The sequence below is a fragment of the Streptomyces sp. NBC_01429 genome (assembly GCF_036231945.1).
Taxonomy (GTDB): domain Bacteria; phylum Actinomycetota; class Actinomycetes; order Streptomycetales; family Streptomycetaceae; genus Streptomyces.
This window is the reverse complement of the sequence record NZ_CP109599.1, coordinates 6,263,603-6,282,301: the sequence shown is the minus strand read 5'-3', so window position 1 is coordinate 6,282,301 and position 18,699 is coordinate 6,263,603. Positions and strand designations below refer to the sequence as shown.

Genomic DNA, 18,699 nt, shown 5'->3' with positions numbered 1-18,699 from the left:
TGCGCTTGCCCGGTCCCGCGCCGTGGATACGGCAGAGTGGAGGAATGACGACTGCGCACGGCACCGACGGATGGACGGCCTCGGTACGGCAGAGGCTCGCCCTGGGGCGACTGCTTCCGCTGGGCGAGGCGGCGGACGGTGCCTGGCTGGCGGAACGGGCGGCCAGGGCCGAGCTGCGGCGCGCGGCGGCCGGGGTGCCGGGCACCGTCCTCGATGCCGGGCTGAGGATCGGTCCCGCCGGTCCGGGGGCGCACGGCGAGCCCGTGGTGACGCCCCCGCCGAGCGCGCTGCCGCCGGGGCCGCTGCGTATCGACGGGCAGTTCACGGCCGTGGCCTCCCCGGGCGGCTCCGCGTCCGGCCCTCCGGATGGCTCCGCGTCCGGCTCCCCGGCGGCGGGCGAGTCGCTGCCCGCCGTGGCCGAGCGGCTGCGCGCGGCGCTGTCGGCCTGTGCGCGGGAGGTACTGGGCCTCACGGTGACGGAGGTCGATCTGCGGGTGACGGGGCTGCTGACGCGGGCCCCCGGCGAATCGGCGGACTTCACTGCTCCGCACGGGGGACGGCCCGTCTCCCCCGGGGACGATGTGGAGCGCGCGGTGGCCGCCGTACCGGGGGTCGCGTATCTGACCAGTGCGCTGGGCAGCCCCGTGGTCACCACCCCGGGCCATGTGCGGGTCGAACTGGCCACGGCGGCGGGCCACCATCCGCCGGCCGTCGCGCGGGAGGTACGCGCCCGGCTGGCCCGCTCCCTGCCGGGCGCGCCGACGGTCGCCGTCCTGGTCACCGCGGTGGAGGCCACGCCCGCGCCGTGAATCCGGCCCGTCGTCCGTGGTCCGTGGCCCGTGCCCGCGCGGGCCGGTCAGTCCCCGAGCCCCGCGAGGTCGCGCAGCCGGCGGGCCTGGGCGGCGCGTTCCGCGGCGCGCTGGTCCTCGAAGGAACGATTCCTCGCGCCCTGTAGAAGCGCTTTGGTCTCGATCAGCGCGTCCCTCGGCGCGGCCAGCAGCGCGGCGGCCAGATCCCGTACGGCGGCGTCCAGCTCATCGGCGGGGACGACCAGATTGGCGAGGCCGGTGCGCTCCGCCTCCTCCGCCTGGACGAAGCGGCCCGTGGCGCAGATCTCCAGCGCGCGTGCGTAGCCGACCAGCCCCACCAGGGGGTGGGTGCCGGTGAGGTCGGGGACCAGGCCGAGGCTTGTCTCGCGCATGGCGAACTGCACATCGGACGTGACGATCCGCAGGTCGCAGGCGAGGGCCAGCTGGAAGCCGGCCCCGATCGCGTGCCCCTGGACGGCGGCGATCGACACGAGATCGCTGCGGCGCAGCCAGACGAACCCGTCCTGGTACGCGGAGATCTCCGCGTCGAGCCGCTCGTCGGATCCCCGTGCGAGATCACCGAACGACGGCTCGCCGTCGAACCCCTCGGGGGTGAACGCCCGCCGGTCGAGTCCCGCGGAGAAGGACTGGCCTTCCGCGCGCAGCACCACGACCCGCACGCTGCCCGGCAGCGACCTGCCGGCTTCCGTCAACGCCCGCCACAGAGCGGGAGACTGAGCGTTGCGCTTCGCCGGGTTGGTCAGTGTCACCGTGGCAACGGCGTCCTCGACGGTGAGCCGTACGCCGTCCTGGTCGAGTACGGGTTCCCGTACTGCTACTGGTTCCTGTACTGGTTCGAGCGAAGTCATGGGGCGCCTCCGGTTCGGGCAGTCGCGTACAGCACTAAGTGACTGCACAGTAACCACCTGGGCGATCGTGTGATCGGCCCGGGTGGCCACCATCCGAACCGGTGGCCGGTGCCACGGGGGCACCGGGGAGGAACCGCGCCCGACGGCCAGGTCAGGCCGACGCGGCCTTCTTGCCTCGCGTAGCCCCGCCGCGTCCCCGCAGCGTGACTCCGGACTCGCTGAGCATCCGGTGGACGAATCCATAGGAGCGGCCGGTTTCCTCGGCCAGTGCCCGGATGCTCGCACCGTTGTCGTATTTCTTCTTCAGGTCTGCCGCGAGCTTGTCGCGCGCGGCGCCGGTTACCCGGCTGCCCTTCTTCAGAGTCTCGGCCACCCGTGCCTCCTCATGGGAAGTGCGCTCTGGACTTCTCATGATCACCCCTAGCGGGCTTCCTGGCCACCCATTCGGCAAGGTCCGTACGACGACCTTGCTCCGGGTTCAGGCTTCGAACACGAGCGGAATCGCAGATTCCAGACGTGACAGGGGCCACATCCGTCCAACTCGCCGGGCGAAGTGCCAGGTCAGCGCGGTGCGCACGGAAAGAGCGCGGATCATGGCCCGAACTGCCCGATCGGTCACGCACCACGCCGAAGGTACGAGACGTACTCACACAGATGAAGGATCACTACTGAGCCGAATGATCCATACGGTGTGGATCACGTGTCGCCGGACCCATGTCGTCCCGTACACCGCCGCGTACCTGCCCGTAGCCGCCGCCCGCCGGGCGTCAGGCGAGGGCCACCAGATCCGCGTAGTCCGCGCCCCAGAGGTCCTCGACCCCGTCCGGCAGCAGGATGATCCGCTCCGGCTCCAGGGCGTGGACCGCGCCCTCGTCGTGCGTGACGAGGATGACCGCGCCCTTGTACGTGCGCAGCGCGCCGAGGATCTCCTCACGGCTCGCGGGGTCCAGGTTGTTGGTGGGCTCGTCGAGGAGCAGCACATTGGCCGAGGAGACGACCAGTGTGGCCAGCGCCAGCCGGGTCTTCTCGCCGCCGGAGAGCACTCCGGCGGGCTTGTTGACGTCGTCGCCGGAGAAGAGGAAGGAACCCAGTGTCTTGCGCACCTCGACGAGGTCGAGGTCCGGGGCGGAGGAGCGCATGTTCTCCAGGACGGAGCGCTCCGGGTCGAGGGTCTCGTGCTCCTGGGCGTAGTAGCCCAGCTTGAGCCCGTGGCCCGGGGTCACCTGGCCGGTGTCCGGCTTCTCGACCCCGGCGAGCAGCCGCAGCAGCGTGGTCTTGCCCGCGCCGTTGAGTCCGAGGATGACGACGCGCGAGCCCTTGTCGATGGCGAGATCGACATCGGTGAAGATCTCCAGCGAGCCGTACGACTTGGACAGCCCCTCGGCCGTGAGCGGTGTCTTGCCGCAGGGCGAGGGCTCGGGGAAGCGCAGCTTGGCGACCTTGTCGGACTGGCGCACCTGTTCGAGGCCCGACAGCAGCCGCTCGGCGCGGCGGGCCATGTTCTGCGCGGCGACGGTCTTGGTGGCCTTGGCGCGCATCTTGTCGGCCTGGGAGTTGAGGGTCGCGGCCTTCTTCTCCGCGTTGGCGCGCTCGCGCTTGCGGCGCTTCTCGTCCGACTCGCGCTGCTGCTGGTAGAGCTTCCAGCCCATGTTGTAGACGTCGATCTGGGAGCGGTTGGCGTCCAGGTAGAAGACCTTGTTGACGACGGTCTCGACCAGCTCGACATCGTGGGAGATCACGATGAAGCCGCCGCGGTAGGTCTTGAGGTACTCGCGCAGCCAGACGATCGAGTCCGCGTCGAGGTGGTTGGTGGGCTCGTCCAGGAGCAGGGTGTCGGCGTCCGAGAAGAGGATGCGGGCCAGCTCGACACGGCGGCGCTGACCGCCGGAGAGCGTATGGAGGGGCTGGCCGAGCACCCGGTCGGGCAGGCCGAGCGCGGCGGCGATGGTGGCGGCCTCGGCCTCGGCGGCGTATCCGCCCTTGGTGAGGAACTCCGTCTCCAGGCGCTCGTACTTCTTCATCGCCTTCTCGCGGGTGGCGCCCTGTCCGTTCGCCATCCGCTCCTCGTTCTCGCGCATCTTCTTCAGCACGGAGTCGAGGTCGCGGGCGGAGAGGATGCGGTCGCGGGCGAGGACGTCGAGGTCGCCGGTGCGCGGGTCCTGCGGCAGATAGCCGACCTCGCCCGAGCGGGTGATGGTGCCGGCGGCGGGCATGCCCTCACCCGCGAGGCACTTGGTGAGCGTGGTCTTGCCCGCCCCGTTGCGGCCGACCAGTCCGATGCGGTCGCCCTTGGCGATACGGAACGAGGCGGACTCGATGAGGATGCGGGCGCCGGCGCGCAGCTCGACGCCGGTTGCGGTGATCACGGAAAGACTCCAGGGCGGTATGGACGGCGAAAGAGGGCAGGCGGAGGAGATTCTTCGACGCCGGCTAATGCACAAGGAGAAATGCCATACGGCTCAGTCTACCGGGCGCGGCAACTGCTTTCCCCGGCCGGTGCGTACGCCGATATTCTGCGCGGGCGACGGGCCGCTGGGGCCGTCGGAACGGAGAGTGGTGGCACATGCGGTTCGATGACGACGCCGAACTGGACACGTCGGAGGTCCAGGACGAGCGCGGCGGCGGTGTCCCCGGCGGGGCGGCCACGGTCGGGGGCGGCATCGTCGGGATCGTCGCACTTCTGATCGGTCTCTACTTCGGGGTCGGCCCCGAGCAGCTCGGGCTCTCCTCGGGCGGCTCCACCCCCTCGTCGGGCTCCTCGGCCGCCGACGGCGTCAACGAGAACTGCAAGAGCGGGCGGGACGCCAACACGCGCGAGGACTGCCGGATCGTCGCGGTGGTCAACAGCGTGCAGACCTTCTGGCGCGCGGAGTACCAGCGGCGCGGCGAGCGCTACACGGACGCGGACACGAAGTTCTTCACCGACCGGGTCAGCACCGGCTGCGGCGCGGCGACCTCGGCGGTCGGGCCCTTCTACTGCCCGGCCGACAAGATGGCGTATCTGGATCTCGGCTTCTTCCAGGAGTTGAAGACGACGTTCGGGGCGAGCGGCGGGCCGTTCGCCCAGGCGTACGTGGTGGCGCACGAGTACGGCCACCACGTGCAGAACCTGAAGGGCACGCTGGGGCGGGCGCACGACGGCAGCAAGGGCCCGGACAGCAACGCGGTCAAGGTGGAGCTCCAGGCCGACTGCTACGCCGGGGTCTGGACGCACCACGCGACGACCACACCGTCCCCGTCCACCGGGAAGCCGCTGCTCAGCAGCCTCACGGACGAGGACATCCAGGACGGTCTGGACGCGGCGGCGGCCGTCGGGGACGACCGGATCCAGGAGAAGTTCCAGGGCAAGGTCACCCCGGAGTCCTGGACCCACGGGTCGGCGGCGCAGCGGCAGGAGTGGTTCCGCACCGGCTACGGCACGGGCGATGTGGAGCGGTGCGACACGTTCCGCTGACGGAGGGCGCGGGGCTGGGCCGGGCGGCGTACGGCGGGCGGGCCGATTGTCGGTGCCGGGTGCGAGACTGAGATCCAGGTCACAGTCGAGCCCGTGAGGGGATGATCCGCATGTCCGCAGTGCCGTCGATCTACCCGACCCTGCTGTACGACGACGCCAAGGCGGCCATCAGGACGCTCAAGGACGCCTTCGGCTTCACCGAGGCCAGTGTGTACGAGGACGAGAACGGGACGGTGCTCCACGCCGAGCTGGCGTGGGGCGACTCGATGGTGATGCTGGGGTCCAGGGGCAGGGAGGGCGTGTTCGCGCGGGCCCTGGCGGGCGGGGGCCCGGCGGGGGTCTATGTCGTCGTGGCGGACGTGGACGCGCACCACGCGCGGGCCGCGGCGCGGGGCGTGGAGATCCTGATGGAGCCCACGGACCAGGACCACGGCTCACGGGACTACATGGCGCGCGACGCGGAGGGCAACGTGTGGAGCTTCGGCACGTACGCGCCGGGCCGGCCGGGCTGATCCCGGTCGGCCCGGCGCGTAGCCGCCGAGCGGGTCAGGAGCCTCCGGTGTGCACCTGGAAGGCCGCGCGGCGCACGGCCTTGGCCAGGGCCGGGTCCGGATGCGCGGCGGCCAGGGCCACCAGGACCTGGACCGTACGGGGATGGCCGATGGCCCTGACCTCGTCGAGCAGGGCGGGCACATTGCCCTGCACGGCGGATTCCAGATGGCGCACGAGCAGATCGCTCTCGCCGTGGTCGGCGACGGCCGCGGCGGTGTCGACCCAGAGCCAGGTCGACTCCTCGCGGGTCAGCACCTCGGAGGCGTCCTCGGGGTCGGCCCCCTCGTACTCGGCGAGCCAGAGCAGGGCGTAGGGCCGCAGCGAGGCGTCGGACGCCGCCGCGCGCACCTCGCTCTCGGCGGGGGCGCCGACGACGCGCAGCGCCTCGAAGGCGAGTCCGCGCAGCAGGGCGTCCTCGCCCCGGGCGACGGCGAGGAGTTCGGCGACCGCGCTGCCGACGGTACGGGCGGCGAGCCAGGCCCGGTACTCGGCGCGGGCGGGGCCCGGCGTCAGCCGGGCGCAGCCGCGCAGCATGTGCTGGGCGGACTGTTCGATATTGCCCGCGGGGCTCTGGGCGGCGACGCAGATCTGCTCCAGCTTGACCCAGACCGCCCAGTTGCCGAGCGGGGTGAGGGTCGCCTGCCCCTCCCCCAGGGTCAGCGCGCCGACGGCGGCCAGCCCCTCCAGGGCCCAGTCGAGCAGCGGGGGCAGCAGGTCCTCGTCCACCGGCTCGGGGGTCACCGGACCGGTGGGGGCCTGCTGCGGCCCGTAGGGGACCTCGCAGTGCTCCTCGTGGAGTTCGGCGACGCGCTGCTGGAGCAGGTCGAGCAGGGCCGGTACGGTCACCGGCCCGGCCGAGAGCTGAAGCAGGGAGAGCACCTGGGGGATGGCCTCGACCACCTCGGCGACCGTGGCCGCCGCGACGTCGTCGGGGCCCGGGTGGACCAGCGACCAGGCGTCGAAGAGGGCGACCCAGCCACGCTGGACGGCGCTGTCGTCCCGGTCCCACGCCTGGAGCCGCCAGCCGGGGCGCACGGCGTCGCCGTGCAGCTCGACGAGCCCGGCCAGTCTGGCCCGGTCCCAGCCGGCGCCGACCTGCTCCGGGGTCAACTCCAGCGCGGCTGCGGCCCGTTCGCGCGCGGGCCCGGTGAGCGGGCCCGCGCCGGGATCCCGGTCGGCGGCTGCCCAGCGGGCGACTCGTACCGCGTGGGCGAGCACCTCCCGCGCCTGGCGGGCCAGCTCCGCCGGGGGCGGAGTGCCCTCGGGCGGCCGGGGTGCCGGCCGGTTGCGCCCGTCGGTCACAGTCCGTCGGGCCGTGGTCAACGGCCGCGCGCGGACGAGTCGGAGTCTGGAGTTGCGCGCCAATTGCTCATCAGGCTTTCGGGACGTCACGGGGGCAGTCTTCCCGGTGACCGCCCGAAAGCCCAAACGGAACCTGTCGCGACCCCGCCGGGGGCATGGCGGGAGCCCCTCCGGCGGCCGTGGCTCGGGGGCCGCGCGGGGGGCACACAGAGGTACGGAAGGGGCGATATGGGGGCCTCACAGAGCCGCCGGCCGGGCTTTCACGGGGTTTCCGGCGGGGGCGGCCGGAAGGCGTCCTCACATGAGTGGGGTGAGGAAACGGCGGAGCGTCTCCTCGTAACCGGCCGGATCGGCGTTCCACATCGCCCCATGCGGAGCGTGCGCCACGGTGTGCAGGCCGATCAGTTCCGGCCGGTGCGCGGCGAGTTCCCGCGAGGGTTTCCAGGGCGCGAGGGTGTCGTCGGGGCCGTGGAAGATCAGCGTGGGCACATGGAGATTGCGCGGGTCGGCGGCTTCCAGCAGCCGGTCGCCGTGCAGCCCGGTCCTGCCCTGGGCCGCCCTGACCGCGAGCGGCAGCAGCGGTCCCGGGACCCGGCGGGCGGTGGCCAGGGACCGCAGGGTGGCCTCCCAGTCCAGCACCGGCGAGTCGAGCACCAGCCCGGAGATCCGCTCGCTGAGCGCCGAGTTGGCGGCGGCGTGCAGGGCCATGGACGCGCCGATGGACCAGCCGTGCAGGACGACGCGCTCGGCGCCGTACCGGACGGCGTAGCGGATCGCCGCGTCCAGGTCGCGCCACTCGGAGTCCCCGAGGTGGCCGAGGCCGCCCGGGGAGCGGGGCGCGCCGGGGTCGGGGTCGCCCCGGTAGGCGAGGTCGAGGACGGGGAACTGCTGCCCGGCGAGGAACTCCATGACGTTCATGGGGTGCTCGCGGGTGGTGCCCAGGCCGTGCGTGGTGATCACCCAGGTGTCGCGCGCCCCGGGGACGAACCAGGCGGGCAGCGGGCCCAGCTCGCCGGGGATCGACACGTCCCGGTACGGGAGGCCGAGCGCGGTGCCGGGGTCGCCGGTGTACACCTGCGGGGTGAGGCGTACCCGGGTGCCGGTGCGCAGGATGCCGTGGCTGACGCGTTCCAGTCGGCGCACGACGGTGTCGGCGGGGTGTTCCACGCCCTCCAGGACGGGCCCGACGACGGCGTGCACGCCGGGGCCCTGGATCCCGTACGTACCGGGGCGCAGGGCCGCGAGGCAGCGGGTCAGGGTGACCTGTCCGGCCGCGGTGGCGTGGACGGTGAGACGGGGGTCGCCGGGCAGGGGCCGCCCCGGCGGTGCCTTGAGCGCGGCATCGCTGGCGTACCGGCCGGCCGCGACCGCGGCCGCGCCGACTCCGAACACTGTGGTGACGGCAGCTGCCGTTGCTTTGGCCGGGCGCACGCTCCCAGTGTCGCGACCTCCGCGCGTCCGGGCCACCGGGCGGGGGCCGTCGGGGTGTTCCGGGGCCCGGAACACCCCGGGGACGTCAGCCCCCGGCGTCGCCGCCGTCGCGCCGGCCGTAGCCCTTCAGCTTCCGGCCCACCTCGGCCACCTGCTCCTCGGACAGCAGCGCGGGCGTGCGCCCGGGGAGCGCGGCGGCGGTGAGCCAGAGCCGGCACATCCACTCCAGCTGCGCCGTGCGGTCGTACGCCTGGTCGAGGCTCGCGCCGTAGGTGACGGTGCCGTGGTTCCCGAGCAGACAGCCGGTGCGCCCGCGCAGCGCTTCGAGCATGTGCGCGGCCAGCTCCGCCGAGCCGTACAGCGCGTACGGAGCGACCCTGACCGGTCCGCCGAAGGCCGCCGCCATGTAGTGGATCAGCGGCAGCTCGGGGAGGAGCGTGGAGACGGCCGTGGCGTGCACGGCGTGGGTGTGGACCACGGCGAGCGCGTCGGTCTCCCGGTACACGGCGAGGTGCAGGGGCAGTTCGCTGGTGGGGACAAGCTCACCGAGGACCTGCCGTCCTTCGAGGTCGACGGCGACGGTGTCCTCGGGGGTGAGCCGGTCGTACGGCACCGCGCTCGGCGTGACCAGGACCAGGTCACCGACGCGTACGGAGACATTGCCCGAGGTGCCGACGACCAGCCCCTCGGCAGCCGTCCGCCGGGCGGTGGAGACCAGTTCCCGCCACGCCTCTTCCGTCGTGTCGCGCCGCCTCTGATGCGTCATGGCCCGATCCTGTCAGGTGCCGGGCCGAGGGCGCTGCCGTCTCGGTGAACCGATGACAGCCGACTCCGCGAGGGTGAACACCGCGAAGTCCCACCCAGTTCATCTTCCGTTCACCCTGACTCCTTACGTTCACCGAGGCCACCGACGTCGAACGATTGCCTGGGTCAGGTCAATGGAACACATCACGCTGCTGCTCGCGATTGTGATCGTGACAGCCCTCGTGTTCGATTTCACGAACGGTTTCCACGACACCGCCAACGCGATGGCTACGACCATCTCGACCGGCGCTCTGAAGCCCAAGGTCGCGGTGGGTATGTCCGCGGTCCTGAATCTTGTCGGCGCGTTCCTGTCGGTGGAGGTCGCCAAGACGATCTCCGGCGGCCTCATCAACGAACAGGGCATCAGAACAGAAGTGATCTTCGCGGCGCTCGTCGGCGCGATTCTGTGGAATCTGTTCACCTGGCTCCTGGGCCTGCCCTCCAGCTCCTCGCACGCGCTGTTCGGCGGGCTGATCGGCGCCACGCTGATGTCGGTGGGCGCCTCCGGCGTCAACGGCGGCGTGGTCGTCACCAAGGTGCTGATCCCGGCGCTCGCCGCGCCCGTCGTCGCCGGTCTGGCGGCCATGCTGGCCACGAAGCTGACGTACCGGATCGGCCGGAACACGGACGAGAAGGCGACCGCCAAGGGGTACCGCGTGGGCCAGATCGCCTCCGCCGGTCTCGTCTCCCTCGCGCACGGCACCAACGACGCGCAGAAGACCATGGGCGTCATCACGCTCGCGCTGGTGACCGGCGGCGTGCTCGCCCCGGGCTCCAACCCGCCGGTGTGGGTCATCGTCTCGGCCGGTCTGGCGATCGCGCTCGGTACGTACCTGGGCGGCTGGCGCATCATCCGCACCATGGGCACCGGCCTCACCGATCTCCGGCCGCAGCAGGGCTTCGCCGCGCAGACCAGCGCGGCCACCGTCATCCTGGCCTCCTCGCACCTGGGCTTCTCGCTCTCCACCACGCAGTCCTGCTCCGGCGCCGTGATGGGCGCTGGTCTCGGCCGCAAGGGCGGGGTGGTCCGCTGGTCCACCGCCTCCCGGATGTTCATCGCCTGGGGGCTGACCCTGCCGGCCGCCGGACTGGTCGCCGCGGGCGCCGAGTTCCTCACCGGTCAGGGCACCTGGGGAGTCACGGCCGTCGCCGTCCTGCTCATCGCGGGATCGGGCGCGATCTGGCTCGTCTCGCGGCGCCAGCCGATCGACCACACGAACGTCACCGAGGGCGCGGACGCCGCGGCTGGTACGGAGTCCCCGGTCGCCGGGGGCGCCGGTTCCGCCGAGCCCGCCGGCATCGTGACGACCGCCATCGCCGCCGTCACCCCGCCGCCCGCCGGGGCCGCGCAGGACCTGTCGGCCACCATCCACGCCCCCGTCCCCACCGGCACCACCGCCGAGCCCGCGCGTAAGGAAGTCATCGCATGAACATCGACTGGGCAGCGCTCGGCTCCGTCTTCGGCGTCAGCCTCGTGACCACCGTCGCCCTGGTGGGCCTGTTCACCCTGGGCATCGTCGCCCTCGCCAAGCGGGAGGGACAGCCGGAGGCCGGTACGGGGGCGCAGGGCGCCGCCGGGTCGCTCACCGCCGTCCGCACGGCGGGCGCCTACCTCTGCTTCGCGCTCTGTGTGGCGGCGGTGGCGTACGGGATCTATCTGATCGTCGCGTGACCGCCCCGCCCCGTGTGGGCCTCGGCACACTGCCCCGTCGCAGGTCAAGGCGGAGTTGACGGGTCTTTCGACGGCGTGGTGGACTGCCGGGGCCATACACGGCGGCAGAAGAGGAAGCCGGTGCGAATCCGGCGCGGTCCCGCCACTGTCACCGCGAGCGCCCCGCACGGGCGCTCCGGGAGCCAGGAACTCCTGCCGCCGCGTCACGTCGAACCGGGGCGCGGACCCTGAGTGAGGACATTTCGCCATGCCTGGCCGCGGTTCTGCCGTCGCGCGCGGCGGCGGCTCCGCCGTCACCGAGCGGGTCTTCGCGTACGGTGCCACCGCCGGCCTGCTGGCCGACCTCCTCTTCGCCGATCCGCGCCGCGGCCATCCTGTCGCGGCGTTCGGCCGGGCCGCCGGGGCCGTGGAGCGCGTCCTGTGGCGCGACCACCGCGGCTGGGGCGCGCTGTACACGGTGGTGTGCGCCGGTGGCGCCGCCGGGGCCGCCGCGCTGGCCGCCCGTGCCGTACGCCACCGTCCCCCCGCCGCCGCGGCCCTCACCGCAGCCGCCACCTGGTCCGTGATCGGCGGGACCTCGCTGGGCCGCGAGGCGCGGGCGATCGGCGCCGCGCTGGCCGCCGGGGACGTCGAAGGGGCCAGGGAGCGGCTGCCGCATCTGTGCGGGCGCGACCCGCAGACGCTGGACGGAGCGGGAATCGCGCGGGCCGTCGTGGAGTCCGTCGCCGAGAACACCTCCGACGCCGTCGTGGGCGCGCTGGTGTGGGGCGCGGTCGCGGGTCCTGCCGGGCTGGCCGGGTTCCGGGCCGTGAACACGCTGGACGCGATGGTGGGGCACAGGAGCGAGCGGTACCGCCGGTTCGGCTGGGCCTCCGCGCGGCTCGACGACGCCGCGGGATGGCCGGGGGCCCGGCTGACCGCCGCGCTGGCGATCGTCGCGGGCGGCGATCCGCGCGGGGCGCTGCGGGCCGTACGGCGGGACGCTGCCCGGCACCCGAGCCCCAACGCGGGCCCGGTGGAGGCGTCGTTCGCCGGCGCGCTGGGCGTACGGCTGGGCGGCACGCTCGCGTACGGCGGGCGGGTCGAGCACCGGCCGGTGCTGAACGGCGGCGGGCGGTCCGTGGAGGTAGCCGACATCGAGCGCGCGGTGCGGCTGTCGCGCCGGGTGAACGCGCTGGCCCTGGCGGCCTGCGTGACCGGCCGGGTCGTGTACGGCACCCTGCGGCGGACGGCCGCGCGAAGGAGGAACGGATGAGCCGGGGCGGGCGCGGCGGCGGGCTCCTGATAGCGGGGACCACCTCCGACGCGGGCAAGAGCGTCGTCACGGCGGGGATCTGCCGGTGGCTGACGCGCCGCGGGATGAAGGTCGCGCCGTTCAAGGGGCAGAACATGTCCCTGAACTCGTTCGTGACGCGCGAGGGCGCCGAGATCGGCCGTGCCCAGGCGATGCAGGCGCAGGCCGCGCGGGTGGAGCCGACCGCGCTGATGAACCCCGTGCTCCTCAAGCCGGGCGGCGACCGCAGCAGCCAGGTGGTGCTGATGGGCCGGCCCGTCGGGGAGCTGAGCGCCACCGACTACCACGGGGGCCGGCGCGAGGCGCTGCTCGGCACCGTACTGGAGTGCCTGGAGGAGCTGCGGTCCACCTACGACGCGGTGATCTGCGAGGGCGCGGGCAGCCCGGCCGAGATCAATCTGCGCCGTACGGACATCGTCAACATGGGCATCGCGCGGGCCGCCCGGCTGCCGGTGGTCGTGGTCGGGGACATCGACCGGGGCGGGGTCTTCGCGTCGTTCTTCGGCACGACGGCGCTGCTGAGTCCGGAGGACCAGGGGTTGCTCGCGGGCTATCTCGTCAACAAGTTCCGGGGCGATGTGTCGCTGCTGGAGCCGGGGTTGGAGATGCTGCGCGGGCTGACCGGGCGGGCGACGCTCGGGGTGCTGCCCTTCCGGCACGGTCTGGGCATCGACGAGGAGGACGGACTCAACGTCTCGCTGCGCGGCGCCGTGCGCGAGTCGGCGGTGGCTCCCCCGTACGGCGAGGACGTGCTGCGGGTCGCGGTCTGCGCCGTACCCCTGATGTCGAACTTCACCGATGTGGACGCGCTGGCGGCCGAACCGGGTGTCGTCGTGCGGTTCGTGGACCGGCCGGAGGAGCTGGCCGACGCGGACCTGGTGGTCGTGCCGGGCACGCGCGGCACGGTGAAGGCGCTGGCCTGGCTGCGCGAGCGCGGTCTCGCCGACGCCCTCGCCCGGCGGGCCGCCGAGGGCCGTCCCGTGCTGGGGATCTGCGGCGGCTACCAGATCCTGGGCGAGCGCATCGACGACGAGGTGGAGTCGCGGGCGGGCACGGTGGCCGGGCTGGGACTGCTGCCCGTACGGGTCACGTTCGACCGGGAGAAGACCCTGGCCCGGCCGGTCGGGACGGCGCTCGGCGAGCGCGTCGAGGGGTACGAGATCCACCACGGGGTCGCCGAGGTGCGCGGCGGCGACGCGTTCGTCACGGACGCGGAGGGACAGCGCGTCGACGGCTGCCGGGTGGGGGCCGTCCGGGGCACGCACTGGCACGGGGCGCTGGAGAGCGACGCGTTCCGGCGGCGCTTCCTGGCCGAGGTGGCGCGGGCGGCCGGCCGCCGTTTCGTCCCGGCGCCCGATACGAGCTTCGGCGCGTTGCGCGAGGAACAGCTCGACCTTCTCGGTGACCTCATCGAGGAGCACGCGGACACCGACGCGCTGCTGCGGCTGATCGAGGAGGGCCCGCCGACGGGGCTGCCCTTCATTCCCCCGGGGGCGCCATGACCACCGTACGAGAGCCATTCGAAGGAGCGATCAGCACATGAGCACACCCTTTCCGTTCACCGCCGTCGTCGGCATGGACGATCTGCGGCTCGCCCTGGTCCTCAACGCGGTCAGTCCCGCCGTGGGCGGTGTGCTCGTACGCGGTGAGAAGGGCACGGCCAAGTCCACGGCCGTACGGGCGCTCTCGGCGCTGCTGCCCGAGCTGAGTGTCGTCCCCGGCTGCCGGTTCAGCTGCGACCCGGGCGCGCCCGACCCGGGGTGCCCGGACGGGCCGCACGAGCCGGGTCCCGGCGCGGCCAGGGCCGCCCGGGTGGTCGAGCTGCCGGTCGGCGCCTCGGAGGACCGGCTCGTCGGCGCGCTGGACATCGAGCGGGCGCTGTCCGAGGGCGTGAAGGCGTTCGAGCCGGGACTGCTCGCGGACGCGCACCGGGGAGTGCTCTACGTCGACGAGGTCAATCTCCTCCACGATCATCTGATCGACGTGCTGCTGGACGCCGCCGCCATGGGTGCCTCCTACGTGGAGCGCGAGGGCGTCTCCGTACGGCACGCCGCGCGCTTCCTGCTCGTCGGGACGATGAACCCCGAGGAGGGCGAGCTGCGGCCGCAGTTGCTGGACCGCTTCGGGCTGACCGTCGAGGTGGTGGCCTCGCGCGAGCCGGAGACGCGGGTGGAGGTGGTGCGGCGGCGCCTCGCGTACGACGACGACCCGGCCGGATTCACCGGGCGCTGGGCCGGGGAGGAGACGGCGCTGCGGGAGCGGATCGCCACCGCGCGGGCGCTGCTGCCCGAGGTGCGGCTCGGGGACGCGGCGCTGCTCCAGATCGCCGCGACCTGCGCCGCGTTCGAGGTGGACGGGATGCGCGCGGACATCGTGATGGCGCGCACCGCGACGGCGCTGGCCGCCTGGGCGGGGCGGACGGACGTGCTGGCCGAGGACGTACGGCAGGCCGCGCTGCTCGCGCTGCCGCACCGGCGGCGGCGCAATCCGTTCGACGCGCCGGGGCTGGACGAGGAGAAGCTCGACGACACGCTGGAGGAGTACAAGGGGGACGACGATCCGGACCCCGAGGGACCGGACGGTCCCGACGGCCCCGGCGGCGGTGGCGGGCTGCCGCCGCAGCGCGGCCCCGAGGGACCGCAGGAGTCCGGCCCGCCCGACACGCCGGGCGAGTCCTCCTCGGGCCGGGACGACACACCGGGCCCGGCCGAGGACGGCCAGCCCGAACAGCAGCCCGAACCGCAGCCGCAGCAGCGGGCCGGCGGCGCGGGAGCCGGTGAGCAGTCCGCCGTGGCGGCCACCGAGCCGTTCCGCACGAAGACGCTCAGCGTGCCCGGCCTGGGCGAGGGCGCGACCGGGCGGCGCTCCCGGGCCCGTACCGAACACGGCAGGACGACCGGATCCCGGCGGCCCCAGGGCGCGCTGACGAAGCTGCATCTCTCGGCGACCGTCCAGGCGGCGGCGCCGCACCAGCGGGCGCGCGGGCGCACGGGCGCCGGTCTGGTGGTGCGCAAGGACGATCTGCGGCAGGCGACGCGGGAGGGGCGCGAGGGGAATCTCGTGCTGTTCGTGGTCGACGCCTCCGGTTCGATGGCGGCCAGGCAGCGGATGAGCGCGGTGAAGGGCGCGGTGCTCTCGCTGCTGCTGGACGCGTACCAGCGGCGCGACAAGGTCGGTCTGATCACCTTCAGGGGCAAGGAGGCCGAGGTGGCGCTGCCGCCCACCTCGTCGGTGGACGCGGCGGCGGCGCGGCTCGAATCGCTGCCCACGGGCGGGCGGACCCCGCTCGCCGCCGGGCTGCTCAGGGCCCATGACGTGCTGCGGGTGGAGCGGATGCGCGACCCCGCGCGCCGTCCGCTGCTGCTCGTGGTGACGGACGGCCGGGCGACCGGCGGCCCCGATCCGGTGGCGCTGGCCGCACGCGCGGCGCGGCTGCACGCGGCGCGGGGGACGGCCTCGGTGGTCGTGGACTGCGAGACGGGGCCGGTGCGGCTCGGGCTCGCGGGCGCGCTCGCGCGGGATCTGGACGGTACGGCGATCACGCTGGACGAACTGCGCGCCGACCGGCTCGCGGGGCTGGTCAGGGATGTACAGCAGGCAGGCGACGAACGACGCGGGAGGGCCGCATAGTGCCGCAGGGACAGCCGGAGAACGTACCGGACGACGGTCTCACCACCCGTCAGCGCCGCAACCGCCCGCTGGTGCTCGTCCACACGGGCACCGGCAAGGGCAAGTCGACGGCGGCCTTCGGGCTCGCGCTGCGGGCGTGGACGCAGGGGTGGCCGATCGGGGTCTTCCAGTTCGTGAAGTCGGCGAAGTGGAAGGTCGGCGAGGAGCAGGCCCTGAAGACGCTGGGCGCGAGCGGCGAGGGCGGCAGCGTCGCCTGGCACAAGATGGGCGAGGGCTGGTCGTGGGTGCAGCGCGACTCGCAGCTCTCCAACGAGGAGGCGGCGCGCGAGGGCTGGGAGCAGGTCAAGCGGGACCTGGCGGCCGAGACCCACAAGCTGTACGTCCTGGACGAGTTCGCCTATCCGCTGCACTGGGGCTGGGTGGACACCGCCGAGGTGATCGAGGTGCTGCGCGACCGGCCCGGTACCCAGCATGTGGTGATCACCGGGCGCAACGCCCCTCGGGAGCTGATGGACTTCGCGGATCTCGTCACGGAGATGACGAAGGTCAAGCACCCGATGGACGCGGGACAGAAGGGCCAGAGGGGCATCGAGTGGTGAACAGGAGCAGCGCGTGGTGAACGTCCCGAGGCTGGTCATCGCCGCGCCCGCCTCGGGCAGCGGCAAGACCACGGTCGCTACGGGGCTGATGGCGGCCTTCTCGGAGCGCGGTCTCGCCGTGTCCCCGCACAAGGTCGGTCCCGACTACATCGACCCGGGGTACCACGCGCTGGCGGTCGCCTCGTCGGCGCGCGGCCCGGTGGCCAGGCCCGGCCGGAACCTCGACGCGTACATGTGCGGGACGGGGCTGATCGGGCCGCTGTTCGCGCACGGCGCGGCGGGCGCGGACCTCGCGGTGGTCGAGGGCGTGATGGGGCTGTACGACGGCGCCTCCGGCCAGGGCGAACTGGCCTCCACCGCCCAGGTGTCGAAGCTGCTGCGCGCACCGGTGGTGCTGGTGGTGGACGCCTCGTCGCAGTCGCGTTCGGTGGCGGCGCTGGTGCACGGTTTCGCGTCGTGGGATCCGGAGGTGCGGATCGGCGGAGTGATCCTCAACAAGGTCGCCACCGACCGGCACGAACGGCTGCTGCGGGAGGCGCTGGACGAGTCGGGCGTGCCGGTGATGGGGGTGCTGCGCCGTACCGACGGGGTCCAGGCGCCCTCGCGCCATCTGGGTCTGGTGCCGGTCGCCGAGCGGCACGCGGACGCGCTCGCGGCGATGCGGGAGCTGGCCGGGCGGGTACGGGAGGGCTGCGACCTGGAGGCGCTGCTGGCGCTGGCCAGGAGCGCGCCACCGCTGGACGCGGTGGCCTGGGAGCCGCAGGTCGAGCCGGTCGTGAACGCCGACGCCGTGTCCGGTGCGCGGCCGGGCTCCGGGGCGGGTTCCGGGCGGCCGGTGATCGCGGTGGCCGGCGGATCGGCGTTCACCTTCTCGTACGCCGAGCACACCGAGCTGCTGACGGCCGCCGGCGCGGAGGTCGTCCCCTTCGATCCGCTGCGCGACGAGGAACTCCCGGAGGGGACGCGGGGGCTGGTGATCGGCGGCGGCTTCCCGGAGGTCTACGCGCCCGAACTGTCCGCCAACGAGCCGCTGCGCAAGGCCGTGGCCGAGCTGGCGTACTCCGGCGCCCCGGTGGCCGCCGAGTGCGCCGGGCTGCTCTATCTGGCGCGCTCCCTGGACGGGAAGCCGATGTGCGGCGTGCTGGAGGCCGAAGCGCGGATGTCGGGGCGGCTGACCCTGGGCTACCGCGAGGCGGTGGCGATCGGTGACAGCGCGCTCGCGGCGGCCGGGACCCGGGTACGGGGGCACGAATTCCACCGTACGGTGCTGGAACCGGGCGCCGGGGCGGCGCCCGCCTGGGGGCTGGTGCACCCGGAGCGCCGGGTGGAGGGGTTCGTCCGGGGCGGCGTGCACGCGAGCTATCTGCACACCCACTGGGCGGCGGCGCCCCGGATGGCACGGCGGCTGGTGGCGGCGTGCGCCGGGGAAAACACGGCGTGAGCGGCAGGGGACGACCGTGAGCGTCCGCCCGCCGTCCCCGCACGTCTCATCCGGCGACGCCGACCACCAGCCAGACGAAGCAGACGCCCAGCACCGTGCAGAGCACCGTGGAGCGCGCCGGATGCTCGTGGTGCGCCTCGGGCAGGATCTCGGCGGCGGCGAGGTAGAGCAGCGCGCCGCCGAAGAAGCCGAGATAGCTGCCGAGCGCCTCCTCGGGAAGGGTGAACAGCAGCGTGGACGCGGCGCCGATCACCGGCGCGACGGCGTCGGCGACGAGCATCGTGACGGCCCGGCGCCGGTCGTTCCCGTACAGGCTGGTCAGGGTGTACGTGTTGAAGCCGTCGGCGAAGTCGTGGGCGATGACGGCGAGCGCGACGGCGAGTCCCATGCCGCCGCCGACCTGGAAGGCGGCGCCGAGCGCGACGCCGTCCATCAGGCTGTGCCCCACCATGGCCGAGGCGGCGGTGAGCCCGACCTGGGGGACCCGGTGGCGGTCGGTGGGCCCGACGACGGCGTCGGCGCCGTGCGGGCCGCCGGACTGACGGAAGGCGAGGAGCCGTTCGACCATATGGGCGACGAGGAACCCGCCGACGAACAGCAGCAGCGCCTGCGGCACCCCGAAGAGTTCGTGTCCCGCCGCGCGCATCGCCTCGGGCAGCAGGTCGAGGCCGACCACCCCGAGCATCAGTCCCCCGGCCAGGCCCAGCACCAGATGGCGGCGGTCGGTGACCCGCTGCGCCGTCCAGCCGCCGAACAGCGTCATGAGGAACGCGCCGAGCGCGACGAAGACCGCCATGCGCCCCTGCATAGCCGATCGGACCGGCACGGCGCACCTCCTGAGC

General features: G+C 73.5%; 17 protein-coding genes and 1 riboswitch. Of the genes, 10 read left to right on the top strand and 7 right to left on the bottom strand.

Annotated features, from left to right (window positions below):
- The first annotated feature begins 44 nt into the window (after positions 1 to 44).
- Positions 45 to 809 (top strand): hypothetical protein, encoded by a 765-nt coding sequence (locus OG627_RS27665; RefSeq protein ID WP_329069606.1) that lies wholly within the window; start codon positions 45 to 47, stop codon positions 807 to 809.
- Positions 810 to 856: 47 nt separating this feature from the next.
- Here OG627_RS27665 and OG627_RS27660 read toward each other — a convergent pair whose 3' ends face one another.
- From OG627_RS27660 to OG627_RS27650, 3 genes are all read right to left on the bottom strand, one after another.
- Positions 857 to 1,678: an enoyl-CoA hydratase/isomerase family protein gene (locus tag OG627_RS27660; protein ID WP_329069603.1), complete on the bottom strand. Its 822-nt coding sequence runs from the start codon at positions 1,676 to 1,678 to the stop codon at positions 857 to 859.
- A gap of 151 nt (positions 1,679 to 1,829) precedes the next feature.
- Positions 1,830 to 2,051, bottom strand: a complete 222-nt coding sequence (locus OG627_RS27655) for a helix-turn-helix domain-containing protein (RefSeq protein ID WP_030753304.1) — start codon at positions 2,049 to 2,051, stop codon at positions 1,830 to 1,832.
- Between the two features lie 394 nt (positions 2,052 to 2,445).
- Positions 2,446 to 4,044, bottom strand: coding sequence for an ABC-F family ATP-binding cassette domain-containing protein (locus OG627_RS27650; protein WP_329069598.1), 1,599 nt, complete (start codon positions 4,042 to 4,044; stop codon positions 2,446 to 2,448).
- Between the two features lie 197 nt (positions 4,045 to 4,241).
- On the opposite strand from OG627_RS27650, the gene ypfJ reads away from it, so the two are divergent.
- Both ypfJ and OG627_RS27640 read left to right on the top strand, forming a co-directional pair.
- Positions 4,242 to 5,132, top strand: a complete 891-nt coding sequence (ypfJ, locus tag OG627_RS27645; RefSeq protein WP_329069596.1) for a KPN_02809 family neutral zinc metallopeptidase — start codon at positions 4,242 to 4,244, stop codon at positions 5,130 to 5,132.
- Between the two features lie 110 nt (positions 5,133 to 5,242).
- Positions 5,243 to 5,644, top strand: coding sequence for a VOC family protein (locus OG627_RS27640; RefSeq protein ID WP_329069595.1), 402 nt, complete (start codon positions 5,243 to 5,245; stop codon positions 5,642 to 5,644).
- A 34-nt stretch (positions 5,645 to 5,678) separates the two neighbouring features.
- On the opposite strand, the gene OG627_RS27635 is transcribed toward OG627_RS27640, so the two are convergent.
- The 3 genes from OG627_RS27635 to OG627_RS27625 form a co-directional block, all read right to left on the bottom strand.
- Complete coding sequence (locus OG627_RS27635) at positions 5,679 to 6,986, bottom strand: hypothetical protein (RefSeq protein WP_329069593.1); 1,308 nt, start codon at positions 6,984 to 6,986, stop codon at positions 5,679 to 5,681.
- Positions 6,987 to 7,283: 297 nt separating this feature from the next.
- Positions 7,284 to 8,417 carry an alpha/beta hydrolase gene (locus OG627_RS27630; protein WP_329069592.1) on the bottom strand — a complete coding sequence of 378 codons (1,134 nt, stop codon included), beginning with the start codon at positions 8,415 to 8,417 and terminating at the stop codon, positions 7,284 to 7,286.
- An 85-nt stretch (positions 8,418 to 8,502) separates the two neighbouring features.
- A complete protein-coding gene (locus OG627_RS27625) occupies positions 8,503 to 9,183 on the bottom strand; it encodes a class II aldolase/adducin family protein (RefSeq protein WP_329069590.1) in 681 nt (226 codons plus the stop codon).
- Between the two features lie 172 nt (positions 9,184 to 9,355).
- Here OG627_RS27625 and OG627_RS27620 point away from each other — a divergent pair, with 172 nt between their 5' ends.
- The 7 genes from OG627_RS27620 (at position 9,356) to OG627_RS27590 (ending at position 17,857) form a co-directional block, all read left to right on the top strand.
- Positions 9,356 to 10,651 carry an inorganic phosphate transporter gene (locus OG627_RS27620; RefSeq protein ID WP_329069588.1) on the top strand — a complete coding sequence of 432 codons (1,296 nt, stop codon included), beginning with the start codon at positions 9,356 to 9,358 and terminating at the stop codon, positions 10,649 to 10,651.
- Positions 10,648 to 10,893 (top strand): hypothetical protein, encoded by a 246-nt coding sequence (locus OG627_RS27615; RefSeq protein ID WP_329069586.1) that lies wholly within the window; start codon positions 10,648 to 10,650, stop codon positions 10,891 to 10,893. Before OG627_RS27620 ends, OG627_RS27615 begins: the two co-directional genes overlap by 4 nt.
- Before the next feature lie 62 nt (positions 10,894 to 10,955).
- Positions 10,956 to 11,107: riboswitch (cobalamin riboswitch) on the top strand.
- A gap of 33 nt (positions 11,108 to 11,140) precedes the next feature.
- Complete coding sequence (locus OG627_RS27610) at positions 11,141 to 12,148, top strand: cobalamin biosynthesis protein (protein ID WP_329069584.1); 1,008 nt, start codon at positions 11,141 to 11,143, stop codon at positions 12,146 to 12,148.
- Positions 12,145 to 13,689: a cobyric acid synthase gene (locus OG627_RS27605; RefSeq protein ID WP_329069582.1), complete on the top strand. Its 1,545-nt coding sequence runs from the start codon at positions 12,145 to 12,147 to the stop codon at positions 13,687 to 13,689. The genes OG627_RS27610 and OG627_RS27605 overlap by 4 nt, the downstream gene beginning before the upstream one ends.
- Positions 13,690 to 13,726: 37 nt before the next feature.
- The gene (locus OG627_RS27600) at positions 13,727 to 15,817 is read left to right on the top strand and encodes a putative cobaltochelatase (protein WP_329069580.1); all 2,091 of its coding nucleotides are present in this window, start codon (positions 13,727 to 13,729) and stop codon (positions 15,815 to 15,817) included.
- Entirely contained in the window at positions 15,817 to 16,416 is a 600-nt protein-coding gene (gene cobO, locus OG627_RS27595) for a cob(I)yrinic acid a,c-diamide adenosyltransferase (RefSeq protein WP_329069579.1), read from the top strand. Before OG627_RS27600 ends, cobO begins: the two co-directional genes overlap by 1 nt.
- Positions 16,417 to 16,429: 13 nt before the next feature.
- Positions 16,430 to 17,857: a cobyrinate a,c-diamide synthase gene (locus tag OG627_RS27590; RefSeq protein ID WP_329069578.1), complete on the top strand. Its 1,428-nt coding sequence runs from the start codon at positions 16,430 to 16,432 to the stop codon at positions 17,855 to 17,857.
- A 46-nt stretch (positions 17,858 to 17,903) separates the two neighbouring features.
- Here OG627_RS27590 and OG627_RS27585 read toward each other — a convergent pair whose 3' ends face one another.
- A complete protein-coding gene (locus tag OG627_RS27585) occupies positions 17,904 to 18,653 on the bottom strand; it encodes a ZIP family metal transporter (RefSeq protein ID WP_329069576.1) in 750 nt (249 codons plus the stop codon).
- Positions 18,654 to 18,699 lie beyond the last annotated feature (46 nt).

Bases quoted from the DNA above. Each gene is read 5' to 3' on its own strand.
- OG627_RS27665 (WP_329069606.1), top strand. From the start codon at position 45: ATGACGACTGCGCACGGCACCGACGGATGGACGGCCTCGGTACGGCAG.
- OG627_RS27660 (WP_329069603.1), bottom strand. From the start codon at position 1,678: ATGACTTCGCTCGAACCAGTACAGGAACCAGTAGCAGTACGGGAACCC.
- ypfJ (WP_329069596.1), top strand. From the start codon at position 4,242: ATGCGGTTCGATGACGACGCCGAACTGGACACGTCGGAGGTCCAGGAC.
- OG627_RS27640 (WP_329069595.1), top strand. From the start codon at position 5,243: ATGTCCGCAGTGCCGTCGATCTACCCGACCCTGCTGTACGACGACGCC.
- OG627_RS27625 (WP_329069590.1), bottom strand. From the start codon at position 9,183: ATGACGCATCAGAGGCGGCGCGACACGACGGAAGAGGCGTGGCGGGAA.
- OG627_RS27620 (WP_329069588.1), top strand. From the start codon at position 9,356: ATGGAACACATCACGCTGCTGCTCGCGATTGTGATCGTGACAGCCCTC.
- OG627_RS27615 (WP_329069586.1), top strand. From the start codon at position 10,648: ATGAACATCGACTGGGCAGCGCTCGGCTCCGTCTTCGGCGTCAGCCTC.
- OG627_RS27610 (WP_329069584.1), top strand. From the start codon at position 11,141: ATGCCTGGCCGCGGTTCTGCCGTCGCGCGCGGCGGCGGCTCCGCCGTC.
- OG627_RS27605 (WP_329069582.1), top strand. From the start codon at position 12,145: ATGAGCCGGGGCGGGCGCGGCGGCGGGCTCCTGATAGCGGGGACCACC.
- OG627_RS27600 (WP_329069580.1), top strand. From the start codon at position 13,727: ATGAGCACACCCTTTCCGTTCACCGCCGTCGTCGGCATGGACGATCTG.
- OG627_RS27585 (WP_329069576.1), bottom strand. From the start codon at position 18,653: ATGGCGGTCTTCGTCGCGCTCGGCGCGTTCCTCATGACGCTGTTCGGC.